We start from the raw sequence: 14,070 nt of genomic DNA on the forward strand, positions 1-14,070 counted from the left end.
TTCACGTTTTAGCTAATCCCTCGCTATTTTTATAATATTAAATTAACCACACTTCAAAGATGCAGCGCCAATCTTCCTCCCTATTTTTTGTATTTTTACTGCTGTTTCCTTTCCCCGCCGTCGCTCAATTTGTCCCCGATAATAGCTTGGGAACAGAAAGTTCGCGCACAGTTCCCGACACGATTAATAACTTACCATCGGACAGAATAGAAGGCGGTGCAACTCGCGGAGTAAATTTATTTCATAGTTTCCAAGAATTTAACATCCGTGAAGGGCGGGGAGCATATTTTGCCCGTCCTAACGGGATTGCCAACATCTTCACCCGCGTTACTGGTAGCAACCCTTCTAATATTTTAGGAACTCTGGGAGTTTTGGGAAACAGTAACTTGTTTTTAATTAACCCCAAAGGGATTGTCTTTGGCCCCAATGCTCGGTTAGATTTGCGCGGCTCATTTATTGGATCTACTGGTAGCGGCGTTCTCTTTGATAATGGCTTTGAATTTAGTGCAGCTAATTCTAATGCAGTGCCATTGTTAGCGATTAATATTCCTGTGGGTTTAAGATTTAGAGAAAATCCCGGCACAATTGTTAACTCTTCCCAAGCAATCGGCCCCACACCAACCTTACCGCCCTTGCCCGTAGAAATTCCTGTTTCTAACAAACTTGGTTTAGCAGTAGACCCCGGCCAAACTTTAGCATTAATTGGCGGAGACATTCAAATCCCAGGTGGAATTTTAACAGCTTATACCGGACAAATATTACTGGGAAGTGTGAAAAGTCCAGGTTTAGTGCAATTTGAGCCAACAGCTTTAGGTCTGAATTTAAACTACGGAAATATTCAGAACTTCGGCAATATAGAAATGAACGGTGCATTTATAAACACCAGCGGATTAGGAGGTGGAAAAATTGACATCAGAGGTGGAAATGTTACCGTCAGTAGTTCGGGAATTTATGGACTGACATTGGGAAATATTGATGGTAGAGCGATTGACATCAATGCTCAAAACTTGCGAGTAGATAGAGGGTCACAAATTTTCACCCCGACAGTGGGAGATGGGAAGGGGAGCAATATCAACATCAACGCTACTGAGTCAGTAGAAATGATCGGGTTGGGAACTGAAGGCTATCAGCGGTTTTACAGCCAATTTCTGGCATCAGGAACGCTCAATCCTTTTGACCCGCAAATTGTTCTAATCACTGGTACTGTTGGCAAGGGAGCCGCCGGAGACATTAACATTGACACCGGACGGCTGCTGCTGCGCGATGGGGTAGTGGGCGGTACCGGCACCCTGGGTGCAGGAAATGGCGGAAATCTGAATATCCGTGCTCACACCGTTGATGTCGTCAGTTCTGCGATCAATAACGGCACAACGACGGAAAGTACCGGCTCTGGCGGCAGCATAACTGTTGACGCACAACGGTTAATCCTGCGCGATGGCTCCAATCTCGTCAGTATTAGCCGCAATGATGGAGCATCGGGGAATATCGCGATTAAAGCGAATGAATCTGTAGAATTGTCGGGGAGTCTCCCTGGAAATGGGGCACAAACTGTACTCGGCACGAACTCTTTCGATGGGAATGGGAAAGCCGGGGATATTACGATCGACACTAAGCGGCTGAGTGTTTCTAATGGAGCTGCAATTAGTTTATCGACTGGTGCGATTATTGGTGAAAACGTGTTTTCTACCAGTGGGGGGGCTGGAGGAAATTTAACTGTGAGAGCTTCAGAGTCTATAGAAGTGAGCGGCGTGTCTGGAGTTTTGGGGAGTGCGAGCTTCGCACCAAGTGCTCTGGCTACTCAAAGTACAAGCTCTGGTAGGGGTGGAGATATCCGCCTCTCTACGCCCATGCTCACTCTAAGAAATGGAGGTATTATTACTGCGGCTTCTTTGGGTGCAGCAGATGCGGGAGATATTACAATTGATGCCGATCGCACAGAAGTCCAAGGCAGTGGGAATAGCGGTGGGTTCAGCAGTAGAATTGAGGCTTCGGCTGGCAGGGCGCTGAATTTTGTCAATCCCAATGCTACGGCAAATGCGGGTTCGTTGAATCTGAATGCCGATCGATTGATTCTCCGGGATAGTGCAGTGGTTAATGTTCAGTCTTTAGGCACGGGAAGGGCTGGCAATATTAACATTGTAGCTAACTCAATTGCCTTGGATAATAAAGCTAGTATTGACGGTACAACTGACTCTGGCGGGGGGGGAAATATTAATATCAGGGCGCAAGATGTACAGTTGCGGCGCGGTAGCCGAATTACAACAGATGCAGGTATTTCTGAGGGCGGTAATATCAGAATTGACAGCGATATTTTGGTAGCTTTACCGCGAGAGAATAGTGATGTTACTGCTAATGCTCGCACAGCTAGGGGCGGTCAAGTTACGGTAAATGTACCAAATATATTTGGTTTGACAGCAATTAACCGCGAACAAGCTATAAGTAGTTTAGGACTGACTGATGCTGAATTTGCGGCCTTACAAGTAAATCCAACTTCTCTAATTTCTACCAGCGACATCGCCGCGATTTCCCAAAGTGGTGGCCCGGCGTTGCAAGGAGCCGTAACATTTAGTTCTGTTGGAGTTGATCCTGTTCAAGGTTTAGTGGAACTGCCGCAAAATGTGGCCAATCCGGCTGCGTTAATTGCCGCAAATCCCTGCACGCAAGGGGCCGAGAGCGCATTTACAGTCACTGGAAAAGGAGGAGTGCCACCCAGTCCCAATGATGTTCTCAGCAGCAATTATAGCCAGTTTAATTGGGTGGAACCAGCGGTAGGTGTAAGTCAGCAAGTAGAAAGCCAAAGACCATCCATAGAAATGCGGCCAACAGAAATTATTCCCGCTCAAGGTTGGGTAATAGATGAGCAAGGAAAAGTAACGCTGGTAGCGTATAATTCAAGTAATGGTGCATCTCTTCGCAGTCCGAAACGGACGGGTGTTTGCGTACCTCAATAGGTACTCTTCAGTTTTTAGCTAACCCGTCGGTATTTTCCTAAGAGTAAATTAACAGGAATTAAAAGATGCCCCGCCAATCTTCCGCCCTATTTTTTGCATTTTTACTGCTGTTTCCTATCCCCGCCGTCGCCCAAATTGTCCCCGATAGCAGCTTGGGTGCAGAAAGTTCGCGCACAGTTCCCGACACGATTAATAACTTACCCTCAGATAGAATAGAAGGCGGTGCAACTCGCGGCGTTAACCTATTTCACAGTTTACGCGAATTTAACATCCGTGAGGGGCGGGGAGCATATTTTGCCAATCCCAGCGGAATTGCCAACATCTTCACCCGCGTTACTGGTGGCAACCCTTCTAATATTTTAGGAACTCTGGGAGTTTTGGGAAACGGCAATTTATTCTTAATTAACCCCAAAGGGATTGTCTTTGGCCCCAATGCTCGGTTAGATTTGCGAGGCTCATTTATCGGTTCTACTGGTAGCGGCGTTCTCTTTGATAATGGGTTTGAATTTAGTGCAGCTAATTCTAATGCAGTGCCATTGTTAGCGATTAATATTCCTGTGGGTTTAAGCTTTAGAGAAAATCCTGGCACAATTGTCAACTCTTCCAGTGTTACCCAAGTTATTGAAGGCACAACAATCCCCGTAGGTTTAGCAGTTCCTCCCGGTCAAACCTTAGCAATGGTGGGAGGAGATTTAATTTTTAACAATGGTTTTGCCAGCGCTTTTAGTGGCAACATTCAATTAGGAAGTGTGGCAAGTCCGGGTGTAGTAAGCTTTAGCATCACGCCCATAGGATTAGGTTTAGATTATACAAATGTTGCCAATTTTGGCAACATTGAATTATCAGGTTTATCGGCGGTGACAGCTAGCGGGCCAGGGGGAGGCGCGATCGCACTCCGGGGAGGAAATGTGACATTGCGCGATCGATCGAGCCTAGTCTCCGATACCTTGGGAAGCATTGACGGCCGCGGCATCAATATCGAAGCAGTGCGCTTTAGCCTATTAGATCGAGCCTTTGTCGGCTCCACCACTACCGGAAGCGGAGCCGGAGGCCCGATCGATGTCCGAACCGCCGAGAATATAGAACTCAAGGGAATAGGATTTGAGAACTTTCGGCGACGGATTCTCGATCCTGGTGCAGCACAAGAGCCGCCAGATGTCGCCTCCCGCGAAAGCAGCATCATTACCGGAACCCTCGGTGCCGGCAGAGCCGGGGATATCGCGCTCGACACCAAACGATTAACTATCCGAGACGGATCGGCAATACTCAACCCTACACTCGGTACCGGAGACGGCTCTGGTGTGACAATTAGAGCCTCTGAATCGGTAGAAATCAACGCCTCCGGGCTGTTCACCACAACTTTTAACAGCGGAAATGCAGGTAGTATCGCTATCGAAACCGGTCAACTGAGTGTCAGCGACGGAGCCATTATCTCGCCCTCGACTTTTGGTGCCGGGAACAGCGGAAATCTGAGCGTGAGAGCTTCTGACTCGGTAATAGTAGCGAGAGAGCGATCGGATAGCCCCCTGAGTACGGCTCTAGCAGCTAACAGTATTGGCGGCACGGGAAGGGCTGGAAACATTGAAATTAACACCCGCTCCCTGCGCGTCGAAGCAGGGGCTAGCATCACTTCTTCGAGCGGGGTGAGAACTGCAGAGCAGGTGATTCCTGCGGGGGGGCCCGGCGGCAACATCACCGTCAACGCTTCAGACTCGGTGGAAGTGATCGGCACCGCACCGGGCGAAATTCCTTCCCGAAGTCTAATCGCTGCGGGAACGGCTGGGGGCGGCAAAGGCGGTGATGTGACGTTGAATGCCAGACGGTTGATTGTCCGAGACGGAGGAGCTATCGGAGCCTCAACTTTGGGTGAGGGACAAGGGGGAAATGTGACTGTCGCTGCTTCGGAATCGATGGAAATAGCCGGAACTACCAGAGACGGGATCTTTCCCAGCAGCATCGGCACAGCTTCGGGAGATTTGCTGTACCAGACTTTGTTGGGGCTGCAACCTCCATCTGGTGCGGCGGGAAGCTTGAGCATTGCGGCGGGCCGGTTGAGTGTCCGAGACGGCGCAGCGGTTAGCGTCCAGAGTTATGGAACGGGGGAGGCTGGCAGCATCAATGTTGTCGCAGATTCGATCGCCCTCACCACCAAAGGCAGTATTGACGGCACGACTGTATCGGGTATCGGGGCTAATATTAACTTGCGATCGCGCGACATCCAATTGCGCCGGGGGAGCCGCATCACCACTGATGCGGGCGCTGCCGACGGCGGCAATATCAACATTAAAAGCGATATTCTGGTTACTCTTCCCAACGAAAATAGCGATATTACGGCTAATGCGCGATCGGCCCAAGGTGGGCGGGTTAATATTAATGTCCCCAATGTTTTCGGGTTTACATCAGTCACTCGCGAACAGGTTCGAGCGACTTTGGGATTAACAGATGCTCAATTTGCAGCGTTGCAAGTAAGTCCGACTTCTCTAAATCCTACCAGTGATATTGCGGCGATTTCCCAAAGTAGCGGCCCGGCTTTGCAAGGTACTGTAACATTTAGTGCTTCTGGAGTGAATCCGGCTCAAGGTTTAGTGGAACTGCCGCAAAATGTGGTCGATTCGGCTGCGTTAATTGCGGCAAATCCCTGCACGCAAGAGGCCGAGAGCGCATTTACCGTCACTGGGAAAGGAGGAGTGCCACCCAGTCCCAATGATGCCCTCAGCAGCAATTCTAGCCAGTTTAATTGGGTGGAAGAGGCAGGAAGTTCGGCAACGAATGTAGAGGGTTTAACCGATGTAACCGATCGAGGGAAGAAGAAGGAAGAAGGAGAAATCCCCGATCGCGAAGTTGTGCCGGCGCAAGGTTGGGTGGTGAATGCTCAAGGAGAAGTTATGCTTGTTGGATATAATCCGGGTAATGCTGCTGACTCTCGCAATCCTCGACCTAGTTCTGTTTGTGTGCCGCGTTGAAATTAGGTTTTTTTTACCGCAGATGTAGGCGGATTAACGCGGATTAACGCAGATCAAAAATAAGATGTATTTGGGTTAATCAGTAGGTGTGTCTGCGCTTGTAATTTTATTTTCTAACTATGAAGTTTACCCGATCGCTCCGACAAGTAATTCTGTTATTTGTGATTTCCTGTCTGCTAGCAATTGCGATTCCTCCTGGAATTGCTCAGGTTAATCCACCACCAGCGGTGCAGCTTGTTCGACAAGCTCGAACTCTGTACCAAGAGGAACGTTTTTCGGAAGCTGTACCTTTGTTGCAGCAAGCGGCGGCGCAGTTTGAGGCAAAAGGCGAAAATCTCGATCGCGCCACAGCTTTGAGCAATTTAGCTGCAACCTACGGGCAGTTGGCGCTTTGGGAAGAAGCAGAAAAAGCTGTAAATTCGAGTTTGTCGGCTGTGCGAACCCAAGCCAAAACTCCCGAACAGCAGCGGATTTTAGCTGAAACTCTCAACATTCAAGGACAGTTGCAACTTGAACGCGGGCAGACTCAAGATGCGATCGAGATTTGGACGCAAGCTGCTAAAATTTTCGAGCAAATTGATAGAAAGAACCAACTTTTTCAAGTTCAAATTAATCAAAGTCGGGCTTGGGAAATTCTCGGACTTTACCCCAGGGCTTGCAAAATGATGTTAGCTTCTTTCAAGCTGGAAAACCAAACTTGCGAAGTTTCCGCAGCGGGTTTGGAAACTTTGAAAAATGAATCTGTTTCTCTCGAACAAGTCCGGGCAATTCATGCTTTAGGGCGGGTATTGCGGGTTTTGGGACAACTGGAACGATCGCAGGATGTGCTGTCACTTGGACTCGAAGCAGCCCAAAAATTAGGTAGCCGGCCAGAGGAGGCTGCAATTTATCTTAATCTGGGCAATACGGTACGGGCTAAAAGCAATAAACCGGGTTTGACACCAGAACAGCGGGCGGATTGGGAACGCTTTGCCCTAGAGTATTATGGTCGATCGATCCAGGCGATGCCGGATCGATCGCCCCTACAAATTCAGGCAAAGTTAAATCAATTGAGTTTGTTAGTCGATCGCCAAGATTGGTCGGAAGCAGAGGCTTTGTGGCGTTCTCTCGAATCTCAAACCGATCAATTTGGCTCGAATCGCGCCGGACTTTACGCTCAAATTAATTTAGCTCAAAGCTTGATGAAATTAGCTCAGTCGCCTGCGAAAACTTTGAGTTTAAGCGATATTGACACAATGCTCGATCGCTCTGTCGAAGGAGCAAACAGTTTGGGCGATCGACGAATACAAGCTTATATTCTGGCAGCAAAAGGCAAACTATCGGAAATCCAACAGCAGTATCAGAAAGCAGAAAATCTCACAACCGAGGCTTTGAGTTTAGCACCGGCTTTTCAATCTCCCGATATTGCTTACCAATTGTTTTGGCAACTGGGACGGATTCGGAAAGCTCAAGGAAATACAGAAGGGGCGATCGTTCAATATACTCAAGCTGTCAATATATTGTCTTCTCTGCGGGGCGATTTGGTAACAGTCAATCCCGAAGTGCAATTTTCGTTTCGGGAAAGTGCCGAACCGGTTTATCGGGAATTAGTCGGGCTGCTTTTGCAAGAGGAATCTCCCAGCCAACCTAAATTGAAACTGGCGCGCCAAACTGTGGAATCTTTGCAGTTGGCGGAATTGGACAACTTTTTTCGGGATGCTTGCGCTGATGCTAAACCAAAGTCGATCGAGGAAATCGATCCGACTGCGGCGGTGATTTATCCGATTATTTTGAGCGATCGTTTGGAGGTAATTTTGTCAATTCCCGGCAAACCCCTGCGCCGCTACGCTACGAAGAAGTCTCAAGCTGAGTTGGAAACTGCCTTCAGACAAGCCAAAAATCTCATCAGGCCTGCTGCTTTCCCCCGCAACAGGAGGCAACCCGTTGAACAGGTTTATGACTGGTTAATCCGCCCCGCAGAGGCGGATTTGACTGCCGCCGGGATTAAAACCCTGGTATTTGTGCTCGACGGTTATTTGCGAAATCTGCCGATGGCGGTGCTGCACGACGGTGAAAAGTTTTTGGTAGAAAAATACAGCATTGCTTTGGCGCCGGGATTGCAATTGCTGGCACCGAAACCGCTGAACAAAGTCAAGTTAAAAGTGCTCACCGCTGGCCTCTCGGAACCGCGTCAAGGCTTCTCGGCTTTGCCGGGGGTGAAGGAGGAAGTTCAGCAAATTGCAGCCGAGATGCCGGCGAGTTCGCTGCTGAATGAAGATTTTGTCAGCGGGCGATTGCACGATCGAATTAAAGCAGTATCTTACCCGATCGTCCATTTGGCAACTCACGGTCAGTTTAGCTCGAATGCAGCGGATACTTTTATTGTGACTTGGGATCAGAAAGTGAATGTTAAGGAGTTCGATCGACTGCTGCGAGCCCGCACAGGGGAGAGACAACAGCCGATCGAACTTTTGGTTTTGAGTGCTTGCGAAACTGCTTCGGGGGATAACCGGGCGGCTTTGGGTTTGGCGGGGGCGGCAATTCGATCGGGTGCGCGCAGCACCGCCGCCACCCTTTGGCAAGTCAACGACGAATCTACAGCTATCTTTATGGCTGAATTTTACAAGCAACTGGCTTCTTCTAAAACCAGCAAAGCTGAAGCCCTCCGCAACGCTCAATTAACGCTGCTGAAAAACCCAGACTATCAAAATCCCTATTTCTGGGCGCCTTTCGTGCTAGTGGGGAATTGGCAGTAATTTAAGATCGGGCATCGGGCATGGGGCATCGGGCATCTGACAATTTTAGATTTTAGATTTTAGATTTTAGATTGCTCAGGGCATTGGGCATCGGCGGGCGGTGGACAACAGTCAACAGTCAACAGTCAACTGACAACTGACAACTGACAATTGACAAGTGACTCAAATGCAGTTGGTTTTTTGTTAAAGTTTGTAAACTGTTAAGAGTGCTTTTTGCATCTAATATTTTTTCGAGGAGTCCCATGAAGCAACTTTTGATTGCTGAGCGCTTTTGCTTAATTGCCCACGTCTTGTCAATGGCTTTTGGATTGGCAGGGTTGCTGCTGATTTTACCCCGTCCCGAATTGGTGATGAGTTTACCGCCCGCGGGGCAAACGCTATTCCAGTGGGGGATGGCTGGGGGTGGAGTAGTTTATATCATCTTTGGTGCAGCAGCAGTTGCTCTCTATGCCTTGCGGACATTGGGTTGGGGTGCAACTCTGGCTTTTTTAGTGCCTTCTGTGTTTTTGTCCTTGAGTAGCGAGTTGTTGGGAACGAGTACGGGTTTTCCCTTCGGCCACTACCACTATTTAAGCGGTTTGGGCTACAAAATTGCAGGGCTGGTTCCGTTTACCATTCCCCTCTCGTGGTTTTATCTGGGACTGGTTTCATACATAATTGCTCGCGCTGGAGTAGCTGGCGGTAAAGGTGAACTCAACTGGGTGCGCCAAATAGGGGCGATCGCCCTTGGTGCTTTGCTGCTAACTGCTTGGGATTTTGTACTAGATCCGGCGATGAGTCAAACTGCTGTTCCTTTTTGGGAGTTTGAGGAACTTGGGGCTTTCTTTGGAATGCCTTACCGCAATTTGGCTGGTTGGATGGGTACGGGGGCGCTATTTATGTCTGTAGCAGCTTTCTTGTGGAGAAAAACACCGATTAAATTAGAGCGATCGGAATTGGGTTTGCCCTTAATTGTTTATTTGGTAAACTTTGCTTTCGGAGCAATTATCACTGTAGTTTCCTTGGATTCTCGGTTCTGGTTCCCGACATCGCTAGCGGTGCTTCTGGGTGTAGTTCCGGCGATCGCGTTATGCTGGATCGCTAAACCCGCAACAGGTGACGTAACCGAAACAATGCCGTCTTTGGATACATCTGTTATCACGGCCCAAATTCCACCTCAGCCCGTGGGCGTTTTGCGTAAGTGAGTTGCTAGCGAGCAACCCCGGCTGATTTAGCAAAAATTTACACTAAATTTTGAGCTAGTTTAAAAACCCGGTTTCTACAAGAAACCGGGTTTTTCAATGGCGATTTTTTCATGCCCAATTCCTGTAATATGTTTGAGGCAAAAATTTTATTAAATTTTTAAATTGACACCAACCGTAATTTCCAATTCTTCAATTGAAAATCTAAAATCTAAAATCTAAAATCTAAAATCCCATGATCGCCCCTCACCTGTTCTCCCAATCGCTGACAAGTATCATCGCTGTCGCACTCCTGCTGCTGCAATTACCCGCCGCCGCCATTCTGATGTCGCGTTTGATTAAAGGCCCATCGCGCATCCCGCCCCTGGAACCGGATTCGCCGACGCTGGATTTGTTGGGTAGTTGTACTGCGGTAGTACCGACTTTGAACGAAGCCGATCGCATTTCGCCTTGTTTGGAAGGATTAAGCCGCCAAAGTTACGAACTCCGAGAAGCGATCGTGGTTGACAGCTATTCGGTAGACGGAACCGGAGATTTAGTCAAAGCAGCAGCACAAAAAGACCCCCGGTTTCGGTTGATTAACGACGATCCGCTGCCGGCTGGTTGGGTAGGGCGTCCGTGGGCGCTGAATGCGGGTTTTTTGGCAAGTTCCGAGAAGTGCGAGTGGATTTTGGGGATAGATGCGGATACTGTGCCCCATCCGGGTTTGATTGCGAGTTTACTCAAAACAGCGAAAGCTGGAAATTACGATTTGATTTCGCTGTCGCCACAGTTTATCCTCAAGTATCCAGGGGAGTTGTGGCTGCAACCTGCTTTGTTAATGACTTTGGTTTATCGGTTCGGGCCGACGGGGACTGGCGGGGATGTGCCGGAACGGGTGATGGCGAACGGTCAGTGTTTCTTGTGTAAGCGCGAGGTTTTGGTGGCATTGGGGGGCTATGAGGTCGCGAGGGGTTCTTTTTGCGATGATGTGACTCTGGCTCGCTATGCGGCTGCTAAGGGCTTTAAGGTGGGCTTTTTGGATGGGGCTAAGGTGTTGAAGGTGCGGATGTATGAGGGGGCGATCGAGACTTGGAATGAATGGGGTCGATCGCTGGATTTGAAAGATGCTGCTTCTGGCGGTCAAATCTGGGGCGATTTGTGGCTGTTGCTGGCGGTTCAGGGTTTGCCGGTACCGATTGTGTTGTGCTATTTGCTGTTTGGTTCGCTGCCGCCGGTTGGTGTATTTCCGCACTTTTGGCTGTTGGGATTGAATGTATTTTTGGTTGCAGTGCGATCGGCTTTGTGTTTGGCGATCGCACCTTCTTACGATACAACTGGGGCATCGGGTAAATGGCTGTTTTGGCTGTCACCTTTAGCCGATCCGCTGGCGTTTTTGCGTATTCTAATTTCTGCGTTGAATCAGCCTACTCAGTGGCGCGGCCGAAAGTATGAATAATCGTTAAATTTTTGCTACAGCTTTTAAAATTGGTAGAAGTGCGATCGCCCTTTTGTATCGAATGGGCGATCGTACTTTTCTTGATTTGCTAAATCAGCAGGAAATTAGCCGATGTAATCGCATTGGCACTCACTCCAATCATCACACCTAACTCTTCTCCTGTCAAGACATTTTTGATGAGAGTTCCCTGAGTATTTTGAGTTATGGCTAACTGACCAAAACTCAAACCTCCGGTTAATCCAATCAAGTCTTGACCGATGGTAAAATCAGCGATGATATCCAATCCTTGACCAGTTGTTAAGACAAAGATATCGTTACCGCTACCACCAATCAAACTATCATTTCCCAAGTCTCCGTAAAGAATATCATCACCTTGACAACCAGTGAGAGTATCGTTGTCTTCGCCTCCGTAAAGAGTATCATTTCCTTCACACCCTCCCAGGATATCTGCTGATTCGTTACCGCTAATTAAGTCATTACCTTCACCGCCGCAGATAGTATCTGAACCTAACTGTCCAAACAGGTAGTCATCACCTTGACTGCCAAGCAGGATGTCGTTACCTTTGCCTCCATATAAAACGTCATTATCCTTACCGCCATCGATGAAATCATCATCTTTATCACCCAAAATGATGTCATCACCTTCGCGGCCATTTAGGGAGTCATTGCCTTTGCCTCCGAAGATTAAATCCTTGCCCAATTCGCCAAGCACGATGTCGTTTCCTCCATCTCCATAGAGGATGTCGTCACCTTTGCCTCCGGCGATGAAGTCATTGCCTTGGTTGCCATTAAAGATGTCGTTGCTGGCACCACCATATAAGTTGTCATTCCCGGATTTGGCATCGAATATATTGCCGTTGTTACTGCCGAGAAATTCATCGTTTTGGGCCGTGCCTATTTGAATTCCCGATACACCAAGTATGGTGTTTTCAACTGCATTGGGTTGGTTTAAGTTGGGATAGGCAATGTCATCGCAGATGCAGTCATCATTGGGTGCAGGCGTTGGTGTGGGTGCGGGTGCTGGTGTTTCCGCGGGTGCTGGGGCTGGTGTTTCCGCAAGTGCTGGCGCGGGTGTTTCCGCAGGCGCAGGGGCTGGTGTTTCCGCAGGTGCTGGCGCGGGTGCTGGGGCTGGTGTTTCCGCAGGTGCGGGCGCTGGTGCAGGTGCAGGTGCTGGTGTTTCCGCAGGGGCGGGCGCGGGTGCAGGGGCTGGTGCTGGCGCGGGTGTTTCCGCAGGCGCAGGGGCTGGTGCAGGGGCTGGTGCAGGGGCTGGTGTTTCTGCTGGTGCGGGCGCTGGTGCAGGTGCAGGTGCTGGTGTTTCCGCAGGGGCGGGCGCGGGTGCAGGGGCTGGTGCAGGGGCTGGTGTTTCTGCAGGTGCTGGTGCAGGTGCTGGTGCTGGTGCGGGCGCTGGTGCTGGTGCGGGCGCTGGTGCTGGTGCAGGGGCGGGTGCTGGTGTTTCCGCAGGTGCGGGCGCTGGTGCTGGTGCGGGCGCTGGTGCTGGTGCAGGGGCGGGCGCTGGTGCTGGTGCTGGTGCGGGCGCTGGTGCTGGTGCGGGCGCTGGCGCTGGTGCTGGTGCGGGCGCTGGTGCTGGTGCTGGTGCTGGCGCGGGTGCTGGCGCGGGTGTTACCGATGGTGTGGCAATATTCACGCCAAAAGTACCTAAAGTGCTAGCAGCAGCCAAATTGCCAACAGCATCCTTCACCTGCGACGCTTGCAAATTAACTGTGTAAGTACCATTATCAGCATTATCCCAAGTTCCCCCAGGTGGTGTCAACGAATATGTCGCTGTCCGAGGCGTACCATTACTATTAGTATCGACACTGACAAAGGTAGCACGAATAGCACCCCCTGACCCATTTACAACAACATCAGAATTATCTAAACTGCTAACATCAACTCCATTGCTATCACTGAAAGCAACTGTCAATGTCTGACTTGTACCGCCCGCTGTAGTAATGTTAGAAATTGCAGCTAAGTTAGCAGTAGGTGGGGTGACATCAACAATAGGTGTGGTGACATTAGCAGTGCGAGTCAGTTGAGTTGCTGCGGTATTATTATTACCCGCAGTATCCGTTGCTTTGGCAGCAAGTACATCAACTGTGACATTACCATCAGCGGTGGGAGTGACATCAAAGCTGTAGGTTTTGGCATCAACTTTAACAAAGTTATTGACAGTCGCATTGGCTACGGTGATATCAGTATTATCAAAGCCGGTGACATCTTCATTAAAGGTGGCTGTGACGCTAAATAAACCAGTTACTGTTGGTGTGGAAGTTGATGTTAAGGCAACTGTTGGTGGGGTGATGTCAGGTGTGGTGACATTAGCAGTGCGAGTCAGTTGAGTTGCTGCGGTATTGTTATTACCCGCAGTATCCGTTGCTTTGGCAGCAAGTACATCAACTGTGACATTACCATCAGCGGTGGGAGTGACATCAAAGCTGTAGCTTTTGGCATCAACTTTAACAAAGTTATTGACAGTAGCATTGGCTACGGTGATATCAGTATTATCAAAGCCGGTGACATCTTCATTAAAGGTGGCTGTGACGCTAAATAAACCAGTTACTGTTGGTGTTGAAGTTGATGTTAAGGTAACTGTTGGTGGGGTAATATCAGCAGTGCGAACAAGTTGGGTGGCTGCGGTATTGTTATTACCTGTTGTATCTGTGGCTGTAGCTGCCGGAATATCTACGGTGACATTGCCAGTGGCTGTTGGTGTAACTGTGAAATTATAGGTTGTACCGCTACCTGTAAATCCGCTAACAGTGCCGTTAGCAACAGTCACGTCAGTGTCAGTAAATCCTGTGA

Annotated in this window: 6 protein-coding genes; 5 read left to right on the forward strand and 1 reads right to left on the reverse strand. The window is 49.3% G+C overall.

The genetic code is table 11. The features are described from left to right. Window positions 1-59: 59 nt before the first annotated feature. From QT973_RS05250 to cruG, 5 genes are all read left to right on the forward strand, one after another. Window positions 60-2,951, forward strand: a complete 2,892-nt coding sequence (locus tag QT973_RS05250) for an S-layer family protein (RefSeq protein ID WP_333052673.1) — start codon at window positions 60-62, stop codon at window positions 2,949-2,951. Between the two features lie 65 nt (window positions 2,952-3,016). Then, window positions 3,017-5,914, forward strand: a complete 2,898-nt coding sequence (locus QT973_RS05255) for a two-partner secretion domain-containing protein (RefSeq protein ID WP_333052674.1) — start codon at window positions 3,017-3,019, stop codon at window positions 5,912-5,914. 119 nt (window positions 5,915-6,033) lie between these two features. Further along, entirely contained in the window at window positions 6,034-8,649 is a 2,616-nt protein-coding gene (locus QT973_RS05260) for a CHAT domain-containing protein (protein WP_333208382.1), read from the forward strand. Window positions 8,650-8,891: 242 nt separating this feature from the next. Beyond that, a complete protein-coding gene (cruF, locus tag QT973_RS05265) occupies window positions 8,892-9,833 on the forward strand; it encodes a gamma-carotene 1'-hydroxylase CruF (protein ID WP_333052677.1) in 942 nt (313 codons plus the stop codon). A 232-nt stretch (window positions 9,834-10,065) separates the two neighbouring features. Further along, on the forward strand, window positions 10,066-11,268 hold the full coding sequence (gene cruG, locus QT973_RS05270) for a 2'-O-glycosyltransferase CruG (RefSeq protein WP_333390806.1): 1,203 nt from the start codon (window positions 10,066-10,068) through the stop codon (window positions 11,266-11,268). An 88-nt stretch (window positions 11,269-11,356) separates the two neighbouring features. Here the strand turns inward: cruG and QT973_RS05275 are convergent. Continuing rightward, window positions 11,357-14,070: Ig-like domain-containing protein (locus QT973_RS05275; protein ID WP_333390809.1), on the reverse strand; the 2,714-nt coding region annotated here is incomplete at its 5' end.

The organism is Microcoleus sp. Z1_A1 (genome assembly GCF_036700305.1).
Taxonomy (GTDB): Bacteria; Cyanobacteriota; Cyanobacteriia; order Cyanobacteriales; family Microcoleaceae; genus Microcoleus.

Bases quoted from the DNA above. Each gene is read 5' to 3' on its own strand.
- cruF (WP_333052677.1), top strand. From the start codon at position 8,892: ATGAAGCAACTTTTGATTGCTGAGCGCTTTTGCTTAATTGCCCACGTC.
- QT973_RS05255 (WP_333052674.1), top strand. From the start codon at position 3,017: ATGCCCCGCCAATCTTCCGCCCTATTTTTTGCATTTTTACTGCTGTTT.
- QT973_RS05250 (WP_333052673.1), top strand. From the start codon at position 60: ATGCAGCGCCAATCTTCCTCCCTATTTTTTGTATTTTTACTGCTGTTT.
- cruG (WP_333390806.1), top strand. From the start codon at position 10,066: ATGATCGCCCCTCACCTGTTCTCCCAATCGCTGACAAGTATCATCGCT.
- QT973_RS05260 (WP_333208382.1), top strand. From the start codon at position 6,034: ATGAAGTTTACCCGATCGCTCCGACAAGTAATTCTGTTATTTGTGATT.